Annotated in this window: 19 protein-coding genes; 17 read left to right on the top strand and 2 right to left on the bottom strand. The window is 48.2% G+C overall.

Annotated features, from left to right (window positions below):
* The first annotated feature begins 65 nt into the window (after window positions 1-65).
* From OWN49_RS17725 to OWN49_RS17710, 4 genes are all read left to right on the top strand, one after another.
* Window positions 66-1,745 (top strand): glycoside hydrolase family 13 protein, encoded by a 1,680-nt coding sequence (locus tag OWN49_RS17725; RefSeq protein WP_176283098.1) that lies wholly within the window; start codon window positions 66-68, stop codon window positions 1,743-1,745.
* A 184-nt stretch (window positions 1,746-1,929) separates the two neighbouring features.
* On the top strand, window positions 1,930-2,889 hold the full coding sequence (locus OWN49_RS17720; RefSeq protein WP_071392600.1) for a metal ABC transporter substrate-binding protein: 960 nt from the start codon (window positions 1,930-1,932) through the stop codon (window positions 2,887-2,889).
* 54 nt (window positions 2,890-2,943) lie between these two features.
* Window positions 2,944-3,639: a metal ABC transporter ATP-binding protein gene (locus tag OWN49_RS17715; protein WP_003156655.1), complete on the top strand. Its 696-nt coding sequence runs from the start codon at window positions 2,944-2,946 to the stop codon at window positions 3,637-3,639.
* Window positions 3,597-4,436, top strand: coding sequence for a metal ABC transporter permease (locus OWN49_RS17710; protein WP_003156653.1), 840 nt, complete (start codon window positions 3,597-3,599; stop codon window positions 4,434-4,436). Before OWN49_RS17715 ends, OWN49_RS17710 begins: the two co-directional genes overlap by 43 nt.
* A 44-nt stretch (window positions 4,437-4,480) precedes the next feature.
* Here OWN49_RS17710 and OWN49_RS17705 read toward each other — a convergent pair whose 3' ends face one another.
* Entirely contained in the window at window positions 4,481-5,476 is a 996-nt protein-coding gene (locus OWN49_RS17705) for an LLM class flavin-dependent oxidoreductase (protein ID WP_003156651.1), read from the bottom strand.
* Window positions 5,477-5,751: 275 nt separating this feature from the next.
* Here OWN49_RS17705 and OWN49_RS17700 point away from each other — a divergent pair, with 275 nt between their 5' ends.
* The 10 genes from OWN49_RS17700 (at window position 5,752) to OWN49_RS17655 (ending at window position 15,853) form a co-directional block, all read left to right on the top strand.
* On the top strand, window positions 5,752-6,348 hold the full coding sequence (locus tag OWN49_RS17700) for a TerD family protein (RefSeq protein WP_003156649.1): 597 nt from the start codon (window positions 5,752-5,754) through the stop codon (window positions 6,346-6,348).
* A gap of 23 nt (window positions 6,349-6,371) precedes the next feature.
* On the top strand, window positions 6,372-6,953 hold the full coding sequence (locus OWN49_RS17695; RefSeq protein WP_003156648.1) for a TerD family protein: 582 nt from the start codon (window positions 6,372-6,374) through the stop codon (window positions 6,951-6,953).
* Window positions 6,954-6,986: 33 nt separating this feature from the next.
* On the top strand, window positions 6,987-7,565 hold the full coding sequence (locus OWN49_RS17690; RefSeq protein ID WP_003156645.1) for a TerD family protein: 579 nt from the start codon (window positions 6,987-6,989) through the stop codon (window positions 7,563-7,565).
* A gap of 38 nt (window positions 7,566-7,603) precedes the next feature.
* Window positions 7,604-8,377, top strand: coding sequence for a TerC family protein (locus OWN49_RS17685; protein WP_003156644.1), 774 nt, complete (start codon window positions 7,604-7,606; stop codon window positions 8,375-8,377).
* Between the two features lie 72 nt (window positions 8,378-8,449).
* Window positions 8,450-10,072: a YceG family protein gene (locus tag OWN49_RS17680; protein WP_070081333.1), complete on the top strand. Its 1,623-nt coding sequence runs from the start codon at window positions 8,450-8,452 to the stop codon at window positions 10,070-10,072.
* A gap of 6 nt (window positions 10,073-10,078) precedes the next feature.
* Window positions 10,079-11,167, top strand: a complete 1,089-nt coding sequence (locus OWN49_RS17675; protein WP_003156642.1) for a toxic anion resistance protein — start codon at window positions 10,079-10,081, stop codon at window positions 11,165-11,167.
* 114 nt (window positions 11,168-11,281) lie between these two features.
* On the top strand, window positions 11,282-12,484 hold the full coding sequence (locus OWN49_RS17670; RefSeq protein ID WP_176283099.1) for an MFS transporter: 1,203 nt from the start codon (window positions 11,282-11,284) through the stop codon (window positions 12,482-12,484).
* Window positions 12,485-12,866: 382 nt separating this feature from the next.
* On the top strand, window positions 12,867-14,123 hold the full coding sequence (gene opuAA / locus OWN49_RS17665) for a glycine/proline betaine ABC transporter ATP-binding protein OpuAA (protein ID WP_069448531.1): 1,257 nt from the start codon (window positions 12,867-12,869) through the stop codon (window positions 14,121-14,123).
* Entirely contained in the window at window positions 14,124-14,972 is an 849-nt protein-coding gene (opuAB, locus tag OWN49_RS17660) for a glycine/proline betaine ABC transporter permease subunit OpuAB (protein ID WP_176283100.1), read from the top strand.
* Complete coding sequence (locus OWN49_RS17655) at window positions 14,972-15,853, top strand: glycine betaine ABC transporter substrate-binding protein (protein ID WP_007409051.1); 882 nt, start codon at window positions 14,972-14,974, stop codon at window positions 15,851-15,853. Before opuAB ends, OWN49_RS17655 begins: the two co-directional genes overlap by 1 nt.
* 35 nt (window positions 15,854-15,888) lie before the next feature.
* Here OWN49_RS17655 and OWN49_RS17650 read toward each other — a convergent pair whose 3' ends face one another.
* Window positions 15,889-17,010, bottom strand: coding sequence for a M20 peptidase aminoacylase family protein (locus OWN49_RS17650; RefSeq protein ID WP_172614425.1), 1,122 nt, complete (start codon window positions 17,008-17,010; stop codon window positions 15,889-15,891).
* A gap of 134 nt (window positions 17,011-17,144) precedes the next feature.
* Between OWN49_RS17650 and OWN49_RS17645 the strand changes: the two genes are divergently transcribed.
* The 3 genes from OWN49_RS17645 to amyE all read left to right on the top strand — a co-directional run bounded on the left by OWN49_RS17645 (window position 17,145) and on the right by amyE (window position 21,379).
* A complete protein-coding gene (locus OWN49_RS17645; RefSeq protein ID WP_176283101.1) occupies window positions 17,145-18,578 on the top strand; it encodes a YfcC family protein in 1,434 nt (477 codons plus the stop codon).
* Window positions 18,579-18,669: 91 nt separating this feature from the next.
* A complete protein-coding gene (locus OWN49_RS17640) occupies window positions 18,670-19,152 on the top strand; it encodes a DUF6773 family protein (RefSeq protein WP_172614427.1) in 483 nt (160 codons plus the stop codon).
* A gap of 247 nt (window positions 19,153-19,399) precedes the next feature.
* Window positions 19,400-21,379, top strand: a complete 1,980-nt coding sequence (amyE, locus tag OWN49_RS17635) for an alpha-amylase (protein ID WP_176283102.1) — start codon at window positions 19,400-19,402, stop codon at window positions 21,377-21,379.
* Window positions 21,380-21,478 lie beyond the last annotated feature (99 nt).

The raw sequence follows: 21,478 nt of genomic DNA, 5'->3' as shown, positions 1-21,478 counted from the left end.
TCTCTTTTTTGTTTAGAGAAGGGTCATAAAGGAAATGGTTCTCTAAAAAACAGGAGGGCCGCAAGATGGCGAGTGACTGGTGGAAAGACGCCGTTGTCTATCAAATCTATCCGCGAAGCTTCCAAGATACGAACGGCGACGGCATAGGCGACCTGCGGGGGATTATCGCGCGTCTCGATTATATAAAAGAACTTGGCGCTGATGTGATATGGATCTGCCCGATTTATCCGTCGCCAAACGTCGATAACGGCTACGATGTGACGGATCATCAAGCGATTATGGAATCATACGGAACGATGGAGGACTTTCACGATCTGCTTACAGAATGCCGCAACCGCGGATTAAAGCTTGTGATGGACTTCGTCTTAAATCATACCTCCACGGAGCATCCTTGGTTCAAAGAGGCGGAAATGAATCCGGACAGCAAATACCGCGATTATTATATTTGGCGGCCGGGCACCGCGGACGGCCCGCCGACCGATTGGGTGTCGGATTACGGACAATCCGTCTGGCAGTACGAAGAACATACGGGCGAATATTACCTGCATATGAACGCCGTCAAACAAGCCGATCTGAATTGGGAAAATCCCGAGGTTCGGCAATCAGTATACGAGATGATGAGATTTTGGCTCGATAAAGGCGTGGACGGATTGCGAATAGACCAGCTTCATCTTCTGTCAAAAAAAGAATACTTGCCGCCGTATGAAGATTATATCGCTCGCCGGGCCGATCCAAAGCCTTTCCGGCCAAACGGAGCACGGATACATGATTACTTAAAAGAAATGACGAAAGAGGTATTTTCCAAATATGACGTGATGTCGGTCGGCGAGGCGGGATCAGTGACGCCTGAGGAGGGGCTCGTTTATACGGGAACCGATGAGCATGAGCTGAATATGATTTTTCATTTTCAGCATATGGAGCTTGATCAAAAGCCGGGCCAAGAGCATTGGGATGTAAAACCGCTTGAGCTGGCCGATTTGAAGAAAGTGCTCACAGACTGGCAGGAAAAACTGGAACATCAAGGCTGGAATACGCTGTATTGGTGCAATCATGACCAGCCCCGGATCGTATCCCGTTTCGGAGACGAAGGCACATACCGCAAAGCATCCGCCAAAATGCTTGCCGCCCTGCTTTATTTCATGAAAGGCACGCCGTACATTTACCAGGGGGAAGAAATCGGCATGACAAACGCTCCGTTTGACAGAATAGAGGATTATCAAGATATTCAGACCGTCAATATGTATCATAAAAGGGTATTTGAAATGGGCCGTGACAGAGAAGAAGTCATGGCGTCCATTATGGCGAAAAGCCGCGATCATGCCCGTACACCGATGCAGTGGGACGGCAGCAAGAATGCCGGATTTACGGAGGGCGAACCGTGGCTGAAGGTCAATCCCAATTACAAAACCGTCAATGCGGCCGAGGCTCAGGATGATCCCGATTCTATATTGAACTTTTACAAAAAACTGATCCGCCTGCGAAAACAGTATGCTGATATCATAAAAGGCAGCTACACGCTGCTGTTTCCCGATGACCCGCAGCTGTTTGTGTATGAAAGACAGGCAAACGGGCAAAAACTCATGTCCATCAGCAACGTATCGAAAGAAGAAGCCGCCTTTTATTGGCCGGACGGCTCCGAACCTGAAAGGGCCGAGCTGCTTCTCAGCAACTATGGAAATAACGGCGGCGCGGAATCCCGCATCACATTCCGCCCTTATGAAACAAGAGTCTATCTGCTTGCCTGATATGTGATACGACGCCCCCGTCCATACATGGCGGGGGCTTTTTAGGTAAATCGGATATCAATTTAGAAAAAATATCTTGCAAAACGTAATTACTTCGTTTTATTATGGTATAGGTAACAAATGAACGAGAAAGTACGCTTTGGAAATCGTCATCATTCTGATTTACAGAACAGGGGGAAACAGCTTGTTTAAAAAATGGAGCGGAATCATTGTCATTGCGGCATGCTTTTTAATCGCGGCGGGCTGCGGCAATTCATCTTCGAAAGGTTCGTCAGGTTCTTCGAAAAGCGGCAAACTGCACGTCGTGACGACCTTTTATCCTATGTACGAATTCACGAAACAAATTGTCAAAGACAAAGGCGATGTAGACATTCTCATCCCGTCTTCGGTCGAACCCCATGATTGGGAGCCGACGCCGAAGGATATCGCCGGCATTCAAAACGCCGATCTTTTCGTATACAACAGCGAATATATGGAGACATGGGTTCCTTCAGCGGAAAAAAGCATGAGCTCTGATCATGCGAAGTTTGTAAAGGCGTCAAAAGGAATTGACTTGCTCGAAGGTTCGGATGAAGAGGAAGAGGAACATGGACACGGCGGTCATGACCACAGCCACAGCATGGACCCTCACGTGTGGCTCAGCCCGGTTCTTGCGCAAAAAGAGGTCAAAACCATTACGGCGCAGATCGTAAAACAGGACCCGAAGAATAAAGCATACTATGAGAAAAATAGTAAAGAATATATTGCAAAACTGCAGGATCTTGATAAACTATACCGTACAACATTAAATAAAGCGTCGAAAAAAGAATTGATCACACAGCACGCGGCATTCAGCTATCTCGCCAAAGAATACGGCTTAAAACAAGTCGCGATTGCAGGCCTTTCTCCTGAAGAAGAGCCGAGTGCGGCCAAACTGGCGGATCTCAAAACGTTTGCCAAAAAGCATGATGTGAAGATCATCTACTTTGAAGAAGTTGCATCGCCTAAAGTTGCAGATACACTTGCCGGTGAAATCGGCGCGAAAACGGAAGTGCTCAATACACTGGAAGGTTTAAGCCAAAAAGAACGGGATAAAGGCATCGGTTATATCGACATTATGGAGAAAAACCTTGATGCACTGAAAGATTCGCTATTGGTTAAATAACATAGTGTGCGCCGCGGGGTGCACACTATTTCTATGCGGGAAAGGAAGGTCAGCATGAATCTCGTTACATTACAGGATATCGTTTTTGGTTATTCGCATACACCCGTGCTTGACGGTGTGTCGCTGGAAATCAAAAGCGGCGAATTCGTTGGCATTACAGGACCGAACGGCGCGTCAAAATCGACGCTCATGAAAGTCATGCTCGGCATGCTCAGACCTTGGGAAGGAACGGCCGAGATCAGTAAAAAAAACGCAGCCGGAAAACGCCTGACAATCGGCTATGTTCCGCAGCAGATTTCTTCATTTAACGCAGGATTCCCAAGCACAGTTCTGGAGCTTGTGCAATCAGGCCGTTATACGAAAGGAAAATGGTTTAAACGATTGAACGAAACGGATCACCACGAGGTGGAAAACGCGCTGAAGATGGTGGAAATGTGGGATTTCCGCCACCGGAAAATCGGCGATTTATCCGGCGGACAGAAGCAGAAAATCTGCATTGCGAGAATGCTTGCAAGCAATCCGGATCTGCTGATGCTTGATGAACCGACAACCGCGGTTGATTATGAGAGCAGACAGGGTTTCTACGAATTTATGCATCATCAGGTGAAAAATCACAACCGCACCGTCGTCATGGTGACACACGAACAAAATGAAGTACAGCAGTATTTGGATAAAGTCATACGGCTTGAGAGGGGGGAAAAAGGCGGATGGAAATGTTTGACTTGGAATTCATGCGACGAGCTTTTCTAGCGGGAAGCATGATCGGAATTATGGCGCCGATATTAGGCGTATATCTCGTGCTGAGAAGACAGGCGCTGATGGCGGATACGCTGTCTCATATTTCATTGTCGGGCGTGGCCATCGGTTTTTTTCTCAGTACCAATATTACGGCGGCGAGCATCGTTGTCGTCACGATCGGAGCGATCGGCATCGAATATATGCGGCGGGCATACCGTACATATTCAGAAGTATCCATCGCAATCTTAATGGCGGCCGGGCTGTCGTTTGCGATGTTTCTGATCAGCCTGTCAAAAGGCGGCGCGTCGATGAGCATCGATCAATATTTATTTGGATCGCTTGTCACGGTCAGCCAGCAGCAGGTCTATATTATCGGAGGCATTACCCTGCTGATTCTGCTTTATTTCATTATATTAAACAGACCGCTCTATCTGCTTACCTTTGACGAGGCGACGGCAAAGACATCAGGCATTAACACAAACCTCCTGTCAATGTCATTCAGCATCGTGACGGGGCTGGCGATTTCGGTCATTATTCCGATTATCGGCGTACTGCTGGTTTCCGCGCTCCTCGTACTGCCCGCGGCTTTTGCAATCCGTATCGCCAAAGGGTTTAAATGGGTGTTTGCGGCGGCCATTATTATTTCTCTTTTCAGTGTGTTCATGGGGCTGACGTCTTCGTACCAGCTCGGAACGCCTCCGGGGCCGTCAATCACTTTACTGTTAATCATTCTGCTTCTGCTCGGCTTTATGCTGCAGGGGATTTGGAATGCGTTTAAAAAAGGAAAAGAACGAAAAAACCGCCGTTAAGCGGTGCAGCAGTTTCATCTGCTGCTCCGTTTGACGGCTTTTTTTTACAGAAATATATCAGCAAGACGCTCATATGACTCTTTTTTTGCTTCGAAATCAAAGACGTTGCACAGCACCATCATCTCTTTTGTCTGATAACGTTCGGAAAGTTCAAGCAGACGGCGTTTCACTGCGGCAGGTGAGCCGATCACCATCCGCTTCCTGTTTTCTGCAATCTGTTTACGGTCCTCCGGCGAATACGGATAAGCCTTCGCTTCTTCCACACTCGGCACGCGGCTGTCGGCGCCTTTTCCGACACGAAGAAGCCATAAATCCTGGCTTAAGGCGAGTTCTTCCGCTTTCTCATCCGTAGCTGCGCATATGACGAAAATGGCACAGAGCGAGGCGGGAGCGGAAAAATGGGCGGAAGCCCGGAAATGGTCCCGATAGATCTGAAAGGCTTTTTCCCCGCGTTCCGGATTAATGAAATGGCCGAAGACATAGCCCGCACCTTGAAGAGCGGCGCGTCTGGCGCTGTTTTCCCCGAGGCCGAGCACCCAAAGCTGCGGGGCTGTTTCAATCAAAGGCGCTGTTTTTATTCCGGCATAAGCATGGTCCGAGGGAACCGAATCTGTCAGAAAGGATGATAAATCCTGAAGCTGCCTGTTAAACTCGGTCATGCTTTTCTTTACCCCGTCTGTGAGGGCGAGCCGGATTTTCGTCGTGCCTCCCGGTGAGCGTCCGACCCCAAGGTCAATCCGGTTCGGATGCAGCGCCTCAAGCTGACGGAAAGTTTCCGCGACTTTATAGGGGCTGTACTGCGGCAGCAGCACGCCGCCTGATCCGACTCGGATGGATGTTGTGGCTGCGGCGGTATGAGCGATCATAATTTCCGGCGAAACGCTTGCGAGCCCTCTTGTGCCGTGATGCTCGGCAAACCAGTACCGCTTATAGCCCCAACCTTCGCTGAGGCGGGCGAGCTCCGCTGAACGGCGGAGCGTCTCGTGCGGCCCGTTTCCTTTGGATACGGGCGCCTGATCAAGTATGCTTAAATCAATCACTCGTCTGCCCCTTTCCTGACATGTATTGATACAAGGATAGGAAAAATGTTCAGTCCCCGTCAATTTCTTTGTTTTCTCTATTCTCTCCGGAACGAAGGAGAATATAGGAAGTAATTTTTCGCCGTTTTTCGCCAAAAATTCTTATGTTTTATGAAACTTTGATATAATAAAAGACGTATATCTTAATAAACACCGGGATTCTTGTCCCGGAATTTAGTAAAAATGCGCACTTGCGGCGTGCTTAGCGGCACCCTTACAGAATAGGAGTGAATCATATGGCGATCTCTTTACAAAAAGGACAGCGGATTGATTTAACAAAAGGAAAAGCCGGCCTGTCAAAACTGCTGGTCGGACTCGGCTGGGACCCTGTATCATCCGGCGGCTTTTTCGGAAAGCTGTTCGGCGGAGGCGGTGCCAATATCGACTGTGACGCTTCCGTACTGATGCTTGAAAATGATAAAATGACAGACAGCAAAAACGTCATCTATTTCGGCAATCTGAAAAGCCGGTGCGGCGGTGTCGTACATACGGGTGACAACCTGACGGGTGAAGGCGACGGCGATGATGAACAAATTCTCATCGATTTGGCGAAAGTGCCCGCTCAGATTAATAAACTTGTGTTTGTCGTCAATATTTACGACTGCGTCAGACGAAAACAGGACTTCGGCATGATTCAAAACGCGTTCATCCGCGTCGTTGATCAGGCTAATCGCGAAGAACTGGTGACTTACAATTTAAGAGATAACTATTCAGGCAGAACGAGCCTGATCGCGGCTGAAATCTACCGCGAGGACGGCGAGTGGAAATTCGCCGCGGTGGGAGAAGGCACAAACGATACAAAAATCGGCGATATCGTTAACCGATACGCCTAAACGATAAAAAGGAGAGTGCACACATGGCAATTTCATTGGCAAAAGGACAAAAAGTAGATTTGACTAAAACAAATCCGGGTCTTTCTAAAGTCGTTGTCGGCCTTGGCTGGGATACAAACAAATACGATGGCGGACATGATTTTGATTTAGATTCCAGCGTCTTTCTATTAAATGAAGCAGGAAGATGCGCGTCGCCCGATGATTTTATTTTCTATAATCAGCTTGAAGGCGGAAACGGCTCTGTCGCACATTCAGGCGACAACCTGACAGGCCAGGGCGAGGGCGATGACGAAAGTGTAAGGGTCAACCTGAGCGCGGTGCCTGCCGCTATTGATAAAATTTCATTCGTCATCACGATTCATGAAGCGGAAGCGCGCGGCCAAAACTTCGGACAAGTTTCCAACGCGTTCGTGCGCATTGTCAATGAAGAGACAAATGAAGAGCTGATCCGCTACGATCTGGCTGAAGATTTCTCAATTGAAACAGCCATTATCGCAGGAGAGCTTTACAGACATAACGGCGAATGGAAATTTTCCGCGATCGGCTCAGGCTATCAAGGCGGACTGGCCCGTATTGCGACAGATTACGGCCTGCAAATCGGCTAAAACCATATCAAGCACAGAAGGGAGAGACGGCACATGGCTATTCAATTGGCGAAAGGACAGCGTGTTGATCTGACAAAAACGAACCCCGGTCTTACAAAAGCGGTGATCGGCTTAGGCTGGGATACGAACAAGTACTCCGGAGGGCATGACTTTGACCTTGACGCGTCGGCTTTTCTTGTCGATGCCCATGACAACTGTGTTAATGATCTTGATTTTGTTTTCTACAATAACCTGGAACACCCGAGCGGGGGCGTCATCCATACGGGAGACAACCGGACGGGCGAGGGAGAGGGAGACGATGAACAAATTATCGTCGACTTCTCAAAAATACCCGCAAATATTGAAAAGATCGGCATCACCGTCACGATTCATGATGCGGAAGCGCGCGGCCAAAATTTCGGACAAGTTTCGAACGCGTTCGTGCGCGTCGTCGATGAAAACAGCCAGAATGAACTGCTTCGTTTCGATTTAGGGGAAGACTTCTCGATTGAAACGGCGGTTGTCGTTTGTGAGCTTTACCGCCATGGGGCTGAGTGGAAGTTTAACGCCATCGGCAGCGGGTTTTCCGGCGGTCTGGCATCACTTTGCCGGAATTACGGCTTGCAGGTGTAAGCAGGAAATTACCGTTTTACTAAATAGGAGGAAAAAACTTGGATTTTCTACATCATATTATGTCGACCTACGCTTCCTTTTTTGATTGGAAAATGTGGGGTGAGGTGCTGACTGACCCTGTATCATGGGGGCTGATCGGTTCCTTGGTTCTGCTGGAAGGGCTGCTGTCGGCCGACAATGCGTTAGTGCTTGCGGTTATGGTAAGGCATCTGCCTGAAAAACAACGGAAGAAAGCATTAACATACGGATTGTTCGGGGCATATATTTTCCGTTTTATCTTTATCGGAATCGGGATGCTGCTCATTAAGTTCTGGTGGATCAAAGTGCTTGGCGCGCTGTACCTGGCTTGGCTCGTCATTAAGCATTTCTGGATCGGAGAAGGTGATGACGATACGGAAGGCATGAAGAAAAATTCATGGATGGTCCGTACGTTCGGAATTTTCTGGGCCACTGTCGTTTCAGTTGAGTTAATGGATCTGGCCTTCTCTGTTGACAGCATTTTAGCCGCGTTTGCGGTATCGGAAAAAGTGTGGGTGCTCTTGATCGGCGGTATGCTAGGCATTCTCATGATGCGTACAGTCGCAAAAGTATTCCTTGTGTTAATTGATAAAATCCCTGAACTTGAAAACACGGCTTTTGTGCTGATCGGGATTATCGCCGTGAAAATGGCGGCGAGCGCCTTTGATTATGAAATGCCGCACGTGGTGTTCTTCGGAATCATCATCGCTGCGTTTGTGGTGACGTTTATTATCCACTATTTCAACAAACAAAAGCAGGTTCAGGAGCAGACGGCTGCATCTAAAGAAGAATAAAACAAAAAAGGAGGGAGAGTTCATTTCCTTCCTTTTTTGTACCGATTATTATGAAGAGAAAGGAGGAAAATGATGAAGCAGGAAGAATTGGTGATCCGAAAGGCCGAGCCGGAAAATGATGACTGGGAAACGTTTCTGATGCTGCCGCTGCCGGAACGTCCCGGTTACGAGCGGGAAAACGGGCTGGCGTTTACCCGGCTTGCCGTCCGGATTTTGGGCACTCCTTATGATGAGACGGAGTATTACAGTAAGCTTTTCGAGCTGTCTTCTCATGAAAACATCCATGTGTTGAGCGAGACGCTGGATAAGACCATCGCGCCGGAAACGTTTCAGGCGCTGCAGCACATCCATTCGGTCAATCAAAAAGAGAAAGGGCTTTCGGTTTCCAGGTTTGTCGCGTTTCTCGATGGGGGCAGGCTGCTTGCCAAACACGCTGATCCGCTTATGCACCGCCGGCTGAGGACCGCGTTTATGACGCTTTTGGAAACCTTTGCGGACCGGCATGAAAACGGGCTGAATCATCCCGATTTCCGGCGTGTGCTCTTGGATGTGTCAAAGTTTTCGCTGAACCACCTGAATCCATGGCTCGAACAAGCCGATATAGAGCGTGAGATGCCGAAGGTGGTGTGGTATGGAGACGCTACCAAAAGCCAGCTCTATTTTCTCTATTATCTCATGCTGATCGGCTGTGATGTCCTATTGTTTCATCCGGCTGCGGAAGACCCGTTCAGCTTGATTGATCCGGATGAGGAGCTCAGCTTTGTGATAAAGCTCCCCGCAACAGGCGGTCTTGAGCCTTTTCCGAAAGAAAAGCCGGACAGAACGTCCACGACGGCCTACCGGTCAACGAAAGAAATTGAGCATGTGCTGAACCATGAGGAATCCATGATGTATAAGCCTTGGCAGTTCAGGGAGCACACCCCGCAGTCCGTGACCTTAAAAACGACATATGATGAGTTATTTCTCATTGCGAAGGAGCGGGCGTTTATCCGGCCGCAATTTAAAGCGGACAGGGAGCGGGTGGCCGTTCCGAACCTTTTTGCGAAAGTGATGGGGGTTTCCAAAGATACGAAAGAATATTGGAACAGACTTCATACCGCCGCGGACTATCAGGAGACACACATGATCCGCAGTTTTCCGTTTACGGAAGAGCTGAAAGCCAACTACCAGTATCACTACAGTCAGGTTTTAAATGAAAAAGGAGAGATTGACGCGGACAGGCTGAAAAGAAGCAACATCTGGCAGTACAAGCATCTGCCTTCAGGTGTGCAGAGCGCCATCGCCAATGTGATTTCTGACATGTGCAGAAACCCAGGGCTGAAGACTTTGCCCGGGGAGCAGTCAAGGGATGCCGCAATCTATTTGTTCCGCCAGGCGACGAATCTGCCCGCTTCGCTGCTGCAATTGATTCAGACGTTTGATTACGCCCAAACCGTTCCGAAACTCGTTTTATATCATACGGAACAAAATGGCGAACTCACACGTTCTGATGCCGCCGCTCTTTTGTTTTTAAATAAATTCGGCGTCGATATCATCTTGTATAATCCGCCGGGCCATCAGGACATTGAGCATTATATTGAAGAAAGCCAATTTGATGTCCATTGGCTGGAGGACATGGTGTTTCGGCAGGAATATAAGGAGCCGTCACTCGTAAGAAAGCTGTTTAGAACCATTACGCAAAAGCAGGGAGAGTAAATAAACATGACAGAAAATCAAAATCCGCTTGTTCTTGATAAAAATGAAGAGATTTCTGAACAAAAAGCAGATGACATCCGGATGCAGCTGCGCCAAGACCCTGAAGTGCAGCGCATTTCGCAGCAGATTGACGTGAAAAACCAAATGGAGCTGCTTGAGTACGGAAAAGAACCGGCAGTTGAAATCTCGAAGTTCTCCGACCGCATCTTAAATATGATGAAAACAACAAGTGTCACGGATTCAGGCACAATGCTGACGCAGCTCGGAAAAATCATGGACCGTTTCGACAAAAATGATTTCGATGAACCAAAAGGATTTCTCGCTAAAATGTTCAAACGCGGCAACAGCATGATTGAAAAGATTTTTCAAAAGTACCGCACCCTGGGCGGAGAAATTGAAAAAATCCACGTCGAAATTTCGAAATACAAAGATGAAATGGCAAAGACGAACCATACGCTTGAAGAGATGTATGAAAACAACATTAACTACTACATGGAGCTTGAAAAATATGTCGTTGCCGGGCAGATGAAGCTTGAGGAAATGCAGGCGCTCATTCCTTCTTATGAAGAAAAAGCGGCCGGCGGGAACCAGCTTGCGCAAATGCAGCTTGACACGCTGCGTGACGGGCTTCAGGCGCTTGAGGAACGTGTCTATGATTTAGATATGGCGCGGATGGTGGCGCTGCAGACAGCGCCGCAGATCCGCCTCCTTCAGCGCGGAAATACGAAGCTCATCGGGAAAATCAATTCCGCATTCGTCATTACAATTCCGATTTTCAAAAACGGCATTATTCAGGCTGTCACAGTCAAACGGCAAAAGCTTGTGGCTGATTCAATGAGCGAGCTGGACCGCCGCACGAATGAAATGCTGAAGCGCAACGCTGAAAATATTTCAAACCAAAGCGTGGAGATCGCCCGTATGGCAGGCCGTCCGAGCATTGACATTGAGACGATTGAAACGTCTTGGAATACGATTGTCAGCGGTATGCAGGAAACGAAACAGATCGAGGAAGAGAACAGACGTATCAGAGAAGACGGAGCGAAACGGATTCAACAGCTTCAGGATAATATTAAAAACGCAGTCTTAAAGAATTAACGCACACCCCGCTTGCTTACGGCAAGCGGGATTTTTTTGTGAAAAAGGTAATGACAATGTGTAAAGACATGTGTAAACTTATACGGTAATCATTTTCGATTTGAGGTGCTGCTTATGAACAAACAACCTGCCGTCACTCCGCGAAAACTTCTGGCGATTGCCGGAATGGGCTGGCTGTTTGATGCGATGGATGTCGGAATTTTATCGTTTATTATCGCCGCGCTACACACTGATTGGAATTTAACACCCGATCAAATGAAATGGATCGGAAGCGTCAATTCCATAGGTATGGCAGCGGGTGCGTTTGTATTCGGAATGCTGGCCGACAGGATCGGCCGGAAAAAAGTGTTTATGATCACGCTGTTATTCTTTTCTGTCGGAAGCGGCATATCCGCTTTCGCAACGGGATTGACGGTTTTTCTCATATTGCGTTTTCTGATCGGAATGGGGCTTGGCGGGGAACTGCCTGTTGCCTCGACGCTCGTGTCAGAAGCGTCCGCTCCCGAAAAGCGGGGACGGATCATCGTGCTGCTTGAGAGCTTTTGGGCCGCGGGCTGGCTTCTTGCGGCGGTGATTTCCTACTTTGTCATACCGGCATTCGGTTGGCAGGCCGCACTGCTCTTAACGGCGCTGGCCGCGTTTTATGCGCTGTACTTGCGGAAAAGCCTTCCGGAATCACCGGCGCATCAGGCATTGCCGCAGAAAAAAAGCATACGCGGGCAGGCGGGAAGTGTCTGGACGAAACCGTATATCCGGGCGACGGTGCTGCTGTCTGTCGTTTGGTTCTGCGTCGTCTTTTCTTATTACGGCATGTTTTTATGGCTGCCGAGCGTGATGCTGATGAAAGGCTACAGCATGATTGAGAGCTTCGAATACGTCCTTCTGATGACACTTGCCCAGCTTCCCGGATATTTCTCAGCGGCGTGGCTGATCGAAAAAGCGGGGCGGAAGACCATCTTAGTCATCTATTTGCTCGGAACGGCGGGCAGCGCTTATTTCTTCGGTGCCGCGGATTCATTGGGCATGCTGCTCACAGCCGGCATGCTGCTGTCCTTCTTCAATCTCGGCGCATGGGGCGTGCTTTACGCCTATACACCGGAGCAGTATCCTGCGGCGATCCGTGCGACCGGTTCCGGAACAACGGCGGCCGTCGGCAGAATCGGCGGCATTTTCGGTCCGCTTCTCGCCGGATCGCTTGCAGGACGGAACGTTTCGTTTACAGTGATTTTCGCCGTCTTTTGTGCGGCCATCCTGATTGCCGTCATCACTATTCTTATTCTCGGAAAAGAAACGAAACAGACAGAGCTTGCGCAATGAGCACCCTTTTGGGGTGCTTTTTTTAGTGGGGCTGTCTGTTGGCAGACCTATATTTTTCCTTAAAATTCCTTATTTTTAGGAAGCGAAAACTTCTTTTTCCGGGACAATGTCGCAAAAAAGTTCTTGTATTTGTAAAAAAAGGATAGGAAATCAGTTTGCAGCACATTCGATGGAAACGTTCTCAAGCCTGATAAAAGCCCGGTTTCCGTTATAATTTATCCTCAATAAGGAGGATTAGAGAGTATTTAGAAGCATACCAGAGGAAAATAAGACACAGGGATGTTTTTAAAGTAATGATACAAAATAAAAGGGATTATGATGTTTGTTTGACTTATTACAAACGTGTTACGGTATTAAAGATTGCTTATTATGGAGGGAAAATATGAATTTGGATGAGAAACCAATTAAGATAAAAGTCGAAAATGTATCTAAGGTTTTCGGAAAACAGACAAAAAAAGCCATTCAGATGCTGTCCAGCGGAAAAAACAAAAAAGAGATCCTGAAAGCGACCGGATCAACCGTTGGTGTCAATCAAGCAAACTTTGATGTATATGATGGGGAGATATTTGTCATCATGGGTCTATCGGGGAGCGGTAAATCAACTTTAGTTCGGCTGTTAAACCGGCTTATTGAACCGACTGCCGGGAATATTTATATTGATGGTGACATGATAACAAATATGTCAAAAGACCAGCTCCGGGAAGTGCGCCGGAAAAAAATCAGCATGGTCTTTCAAAAATTTGCGCTGTTTCCGCACAGAACGATTCTTGAAAATACGGAATACGGGTTGGAGCTCCAAGGCGTCGACAAAAAAGAGCGTGAGCAAAAAGCGCTTGATTCGCTTAAACTTGTCGGTCTTGAAGGCTTTGAACACCAATTCCCTGATCAGCTCAGCGGAGGAATGCAGCAGCGTGTCGGACTTGCCCGCGCATTGACGAATGATCCTGACATTCTTCTGATGGATGAAGCTTTCAGTGCGCTTGATCCGCTGATCCGCAAAGACATGCAGGATGAGCTTTTAGACCTTCATGACTCTGTCGGCAAGACGATCATCTTCATCACGCATGATCTTGATGAAGCATTGCGCATCGGTGACAGAATCGTGCTGATGAAAGACGGTAACATCGTTCAGATCGGGACGCCTGAAGAAATTCTGATGAGCCCGTCCAATGAATACGTTGAAAAATTCGTTGAGGACGTTGACTTATCCAAAGTTCTGACAGCGGGCCACATCATGAAGCGCGCTGAAACCGTGCGGATTGACAAAGGGCCTCGTGTAGCGCTGCAGCTCATGAAGAATCTCGGTATTTCTTCTATTTACGCCGTTGATAAACAGAAACAGCTTCTCGGCGTCATTCACGCGGCGGATGCGAAAAAAGCGGTGGAATCCGACTTATCGCTTCAGGATATTTTAAATACTGAATTTACGACTGTGCATGAAAGCACATACTTGACGGAAATTTTCGATGTCGTGTCTGATGCGAATATTCCGATCGCCGTCACGGACGATAAGGACCGCATGAGAGGCATTGTCGTAAAAGGCGCATTAATCGGCGCGCTTTCAGGAAATAACGATTATATAAATGTTGAAGATTCTGCTGAACAAGCTCAGGATTCTTCTGTTCAGGGGGTGAAGTAAATGGACAGATTGCCTAGAATTCCGTTAGCAGATATCGTTGACCGGTTTGTTGACTGGCTTACCATGACGTTCGGAGGTTTCTTTGACGGAATCTCAAACGGTTTGGCCGCTTTCGTAAACGCGATTGTGAGCGGTTTGGGTTTCATCCCGTCTATTTTATTGACTGTTATTTTTGCAGCTCTCGCTTGGTGGATCAGTACGAAAGGAATTGCACTCTTTACGTTAATCGGATTCCTTGTTATTGATTATTTGGGTTATTGGTCGCCGATGCTGCAAACGTTGGCGCTTGTCGTCACATCTGTTTTGATTTCCATTATTATCGGGGTTCCGATCGGCATATGGGCGTCTCAGAAAGAAACGGTCCGCCGCATTGTCACACCGATTCTGGATTTAATGCAGACCATGCCGGCTTTCGTATACCTGCTGCCTGCAATTTTCTTCTTTAATATCGGGGTTGTGCCAGGCGTTGTGGCATCTGTTATTTTCGCGATGCCTCCGACGATCCGCATGACGGTTCTCGGTATTAAACAGGTTCCGGCTGATCTGATTGAAGCGACGGAAGCATTCGGTTCAACGACGTCTCAGCGTCTGTTCAAGGTGCAGCTTCCGCTTGCCACAAAAACAATTCTTGCCGGTATTAACCAAAGCATCATGCTTGCTTTGTCAATGGTCGTTATCGCGGCCATGGTCGGTGCGCCGGGTCTCGGTTCTGAAGTATACAGCGCCGTGACACAGTTGAAAACCGGTGTCGGAGTGGAAGCGGGTATCGCGATCGTTATCGTAGCGATTACACTCGACCGTATCACGCAAAACATTAAAGTGAAGAAGAAGAGCAGGGGGAATGCCTGATGCTTAAGAAAATCATCGGTGTCGGCGTTACCGCTGCGCTGGCTCTTTCTTTGGCTGCCTGCGGTTCGCAGACTGATGGTAAGGCAACGGCTGCGGATCAGGTGAACAAAACCATTATCGGTATTGATCCGGGATCGGGGATCATGGCCCTGACGGATGAGGCCGTGAAGGATTACGGATTGAAAGACTGGAATGTCGTCACGGCGTCAAGTGCTGCCATGACGGCGACATTGAAGAAATCATATGACCGGAAAAAGCCGATCATCGTAACGGGGTGGACGCCGCACTGGATGTTCTCCAGATACAAGCTGAAGTTCCTTGATGATCCGAAAAAAACGTACGGAACTGCCGAGCAGATTCATACGATTACAAGAACCGGCTTCAGTAAGGAACAGCCTAACGCGGCCAAAGTTCTCAGCCAGTTCAAATGGACGCAGGACGATATGGGAGAAGTCATGATTGCCGTTGAGGAAGGCGAAAAGCCGGCCAAAGCCGCAGCTGAATATGTGAAAAAACATAAAGACCAAGTGGCTCAATGGACAAAAGGCGCCCATAAAGTCAAAGGGGATAAAATCAACCTGGCTTATGTGGCATGGGACAGTGAAATCGCAAGTACGAATGTAATCGGAAAAGTATTTCAAGACCTCGGCTATGACGTGAAGCTGACGCAAGTGGAGGCAGGACCGATGTGGACTGCGATTGCGACAGGCAGCGCGGATGCGTCATTGTCTGCTTGGCTTCCGAATACCCATAAGGCATATGCGTCTAAATATAAAGGTAAATATGAAGATGTAGGAACGAGTCTGACAGGCGTCAAGATGGGTCTGGTCGTTCCTCAGTACATGAAAAACGTCAATTCAATTGAAGATCTGAAGAAGTAATGAGGAAAAGCAGCCCTGTAACGGGCTGCTTTTTTTTATGCTTCAAACGATTTGAGGACGGCGGCCGTTAATATCTCAACGCCAGTAAAGATGGCGCTTCGGTCAAATGTCATTTGGGGATGGTGAAGTCCCGGCTCCAGGCCGCACCCTAGGCCGAGCATCGTCGTTTTCAAGTTCGGCACCTTTAACCCGTAAAAGTGAAAATCCTCTCCTCCGGTTGTCACAAGGGGTTCATCCACATGTTCTTCTCCGAGAATGCTGCTGATCGCAGATGCCATGATGGCTTCCGCCTCCTTGTTTCGCTCGGCTGCCGGGAGGCTGTGTTCTTTTTGCAGTTCGATTTTTGCGCCGAATGCGGCAGCCGCCGCCTCACAGGCTCTTTCGGTTTCGGCGGTTAATTTCTCCATGGCGGCATTGGTTTGTGCGCGGAGATCAAGGCTGAACGATGCTTTTCCCGGAATGATATTGGAACTTTCTCCGCCTGCCTGAAGCTTTGTCATCTTCACGGAATGCGGGATGCCGGGATCAAGATGAATGAAGCTGAGTTTTTGGACGAGAAGAGCGGCGATTTCGATACTGTTAAGCCCGAGATGCGGTCTCGCGCCGTGGGCTTCTTCTCCGATAATCAGGCCTTCTATATGTTGGCTTGAGCCATGCAGGATGGACGGTGCGCATCGGCCGTTTGCCGTTTCCTGTACGGGGCGCACGTGCACGCCGTATAAGAAGTCAACATCATCCAGTACGCCTTTTTCAATCATTTTCAGCGCTCCGCCGCCTTTTTCTTCAGCCGGCTGAAAAATAAAGCGGATGGTGCCCTTCGGAAGCTTCGGCTGACTCTTTAAAAGCATCATCGTGCCGAGCGCCATCGTCATATGTGAATCATGTCCGCATGAATGGTTCGCCTGAAAGACACCGTCCACTTCCTGCCACAGCGCGTCAATATCCGCCCGGACAGCCACAACGGGCGAGCCTTCTCCGATTTCGCCGACAACACCGGTGCAATCATCAAACGTACGGATTCGGCAGCCGGCCTCTTTCAGTTTTTTAGTCAGATATTCAGTTGTTTGATATTCTTTCCAGCTTACTTCGGGATTGGCGTGCAGGTGGTCAAAAATGTCCATAATGACTTGCTTTTCATGCTCTGTGAGTCTGTTCATGCCGTAAGTCCTCCTTCAAAAGCTGTCTGTTTTTTATTTTTTGATATTGAAAACAGGCAATCGGTCTGTATATAATATAGCACATATCTGTATTTTCTGAATAGTTTATAAATTTAAAGCGGGATGGTGATGTTATGGCTGTGCCGAAGGCCGAACCTGTATTGAAAAAGAAGAAATTGTTTGTGATGCCTGATGCTTATGTGCTGCTGTTCATTGTCGCTTTACTATGCGCGATAGCATCGTACATCGTTCCCGCAGGGGAATTTGACAGGGTGACAAAGGGCAGTGTGACGTCCGCCGTCCCGGGAAGTTATCATTCTTTAGAACAGTCTCCTGTCAGCCCGATCGCTTTTTTTACCGCGATTCAGGAAGGGATGACAAGTTCCGCGCCGATTATTTTTTTAATCCTGTTTACGGGCGGCACCATTGCGATTTTGGAGAAAACGGGCGCCATCAATGGATTGATCAGTAATGTCATCAGTACGTTCCGCGCAAAACAGCTGCTGTTTATTGCGATTGTCGGATCTCTATTTTCGATCCTCGGCACAACCGGCATCGTCGTTAATTCCGTGATCGGTTTTATTCCGATCGGCCTGATCGTCGCCCGTTCGCTGAAATGGGACGCCGTGGCCGGAGCGGCCGTCATTTATATCGGCTGCTATGCCGGGTTTAACGCGACGATTTTATCACCTTCACCGCTCGGTTTATCACAAAGCATCGCGGAGCTGCCGCTGTTTTCCGGCATCGGCCTGCGGATTGCCGTCTACATTTGTTTTCTGCTATCATCTATTTTATATATTTATCGGTATACGAGAAGGCTCAGAAAAGCAAAGGACGCCAGTCTGCTGGGAAACGATTGGTTTCCGGCGGCAGGTTCAATCCCGCAGGCTTCCGATCCGGAGGACAAGCCAGTCCCGTTTACCGTCCGCCATAAATTGATTCTGGCTGTCGCGGCTTTGTCGCTTGCCGGCTTTTTATACGGCGCGCTTACTCTTGGCTGGTCTGATTCAGAGATGGCCGCCGTGTTCATTTTTATCTCAATCGTGTCAGGCCTGATTGCGGGAATGGCGGCAAATGATATCGCAAAAACGTTTATTACAGGCTGTCAGGGCCTCGTTTACGGCGCGCTGATCGTCGGAATGGCGAGAAGCATTTCCGTTATTCTGGAACACGGAAAGCTGCTTGATACGGTAGTCAATGGGCTTGCGTCACTGCTGCACGGTTTCAGCCCGATGGCAGGCGCAATCGGAATGTATATTTCCAGCGCCCTGCTTCATTTTCTGATATCATCGGGCTCAGGGGAGGCGGTCGTATTTATTCCGATCTTGGCGCCGCTTGCCGATCTGATGGGCATCACGAGACAGGTCGCGGTTGAAGCGGTCATGCTCGGGGAAGGCGTCGTAAACTGTGTCAATCCGACTTCCGGCGTGCTGATGGCCGTACTGGCTGCCAGCGGCATTCCGTACGTAAAGTGGCTTCGCTTCATGATTCCGCTGGCGCTGATTTGGTTTGTCATCGGCCTTGTGTTTATCTGCATAGGCGTCCTGATCAATTGGGGTCCTTATTAAACATTTTGTCAATGATATTTCGGTTTATCATTATGAATCGGCAAGATATAATGGGAGTTGTAAGCCATTCTTAATAGTACGGGAGGAAGTCATGAATCAGCGTCGGAACGGACTTTCAAACGTGAATGGAAAGAGTGAGAGTGTGAAAGAGAAAGAACGAATGATTTGGTCAGAAGTCGGAATGCTTGTGGGCACACTGTCTTTGCTTGACATCATCGTACGCGGACTTGTTCTGAACTGTCCATTTAGGGAATGGGCCGGAAGCTTGGCGGTTTTCTTCATTATAATTGTTTATTATTGCATCAGGGCGGGAGCGTCGGGAATGCTCATGCCGAGAATAGACACCAAAGAAGAACTGAAAAAGCGGGTGAAGCAGCAGCGGATAGATTCAATTGCGGTCACTTTTGCGGTGGCGGCGCTTACGATGTACGACAGGGGGTTTCCCCATACATTCTTTGCTTGGCTGAAAATGATCTTTCTTTTTATCGTCTGCGGAGGCGTTCTGTTTTTGCTTCGGTATGTCATTGTGAAGCTGTCTTACAGAAGAGCGATAAAAGAAATAAAAAAGAAATAAAAAAGAAATCATCCTGACAGGTGGTTTCTTTTTTTTGTTTGAAAGCGGGAAGTCTTTTTAATTGATAGGAATATAGATTTGAATTCACTCTGTCACGTTGCTTTGATAGAGAGAGTGTGATAAGTTGAAATGTAAGCGTTAACATAATTCTCCAGTCTTCACAACAGTTGAAAGGAGCTGAAGAAAGAGTAAGAGGAATTTTTGACTCCGCAGTCAGTCTTCAAAAATGAAATAAGGAGTGTCAAAAATGTTTGAAAAACGATTCAAAACCTCTTTACTGCCGTTATTCGCCGGATTTTTATTGCTGTTTCATTTGGTTTTGTCAGGCCCGGCGGCTGCGAACGCTGAAACTGCAAACAAATCGAATGGGATGACCGCGTCATCGGTTAAAAACGGGACCATCCTTCATGCCTGGAATTGGTCGTTCAATACGTTAACACAAAATATGAAAGATATTCGTGATGCGGGCTATGCAGCCATTCAGACGTCTCCGATTAACCAAGTAAAGGAAGGGAACCAAGGAGATAAAAGCATGAGGAACTGGTACTGGCTGTATCAGCCGACATCGTACCAAATCGGCAACCGTTACTTAGGCACTGAACAAGAATTTAAGGACATGTGTGCAGCCGCGGAAAAGTATGGCGTAAAAGTCATTGTCGATGCGGTTATCAATCATACCACCAGCGATTACGCCGCGATTTCTGACGAGATTAAGCGTATTCCAAACTGGACCCATGGAAACACACAAATTAAAAATTGGTCGGACAGGTGGGACGTCACTCAAAATTCATTGCTTGGGCTGTATGATTGGAATACACAGAATACTGAGGTGCAGGCCTATCTGAAACGTTTCTTGGAAAGAGCATTGAATGACGGAGCAGACGGGTTCCGCTATGATGCCGCCAAGCATATAGAGCTTCCGGATGATGGGAATTACGGCAGCCGATTTTGGCCGAATATCACCAATACATCGGCGGAGTTCCAATACGGAGAAATCCTGCAAGACAGCGCGTCCAGAGATACTGCTTATGCGAATTATATGAATGTGACGGCTTCTAACTATGGGCATTCCATCAGATCCGCTTTAAAGAACCGTAATCTGAGTGTGTCGAATATCTCCCCTTATGCATCTGACGTGTCTGCGGACAAGTTAGTCACATGGGTGGAATCACATGATACGTATGCCAATGATGAGGAAGAGTCCACATGGATGAGTGATGACGATATTCGTTTAGGCTGGGCAGTGATTGGTTCCCGCTCAGGAAGCACGCCTCTTTTCTTTTCCAGACCTGAGGGCGGAGGAAATGGTGTAAGATTTCCCGGAAAAAGTCAAATAGGAGATCGCGGGAGCGCCTTATTTAAAGATCAGGCGATCACCGCGGTCAATCAATTTCACAATGTAATGGCCGGGCAGCCTGAGGAACTCTCGAATCCGAATGGGAACAATCAAATATTTATGAATCAGCGCGGCTCAAAAGGCGTTGTGCTGGCTAATGCAGGATCGTCTTCTGTCACCGTCAATACTTCAACGAAATTGCCTGACGGCAGGTATGATAATAGGGCCGGCGCCGGTTCATTTCAAGTGGCGAACGGCAAACTGACAGGTACGATCAATGCCAGATCCGCGGCTGTTCTTTATTCTGATGATATTGGAAATGCGCCTCAGGTCTTTCTTGAGAATTACCAAACGGGGGCAGTCCATTCTTTCAATGATCAGCTGACGGTCACCCTGCGTGCAAATGCGAAAACAACAAAAGCCGTTTACCAAATCAATAATGGGCAGCAGACAGCATTTAAGGATGGAGACCGATTAACGATCGGGAAAGGAGATCCAATCGGCACGACATACAACATCAAGTTAACCGGAACGAACGGCGAGGGTGCAGAGAGAACCCAAGAATACACGTTTGTCAAAAAAGACCCGGCCCAAACCAACATCATTGGCTATCAAAATCCGGATCATTGGGGCCAGGTAAATGCTTATATTTACAAACATGATGGAGGCAGGGCCATAGAATTAACCGGATCGTGGCCGGGGAAAGCAATGACTAAGAATGCAAATGGAATTTACACGCTGACGCTGCCTGCGAATGCGGATACGGCCAATGCCAAAGTGATTTTTAACAATGGCAGCGCCCAAGTGCCCGGACAGAACCAGCCCGGCTTTGATTATGTGCAGAATGGTTTGTATAACAACTCCGGTTTAGACGGTTATCTTCCGCATTAATGGATAGGGCCATCATCACATCAGCGTGCCGGCAAACCCTCGCTTCTGGGAAAAGGACAGCGCATCTTCAATCACGCTGAAAAGATGACAACATCCTAA

This window comes from Bacillus sp. NEAU-242-2 (genome assembly GCF_027853835.1).
Lineage (GTDB): Bacteria > Bacillota > Bacilli > Bacillales > Bacillaceae > Bacillus > Bacillus velezensis.
The sequence above is the reverse complement of the archived record's forward strand: the minus strand, read 5'-3'. Positions and strand labels throughout refer to the sequence as shown.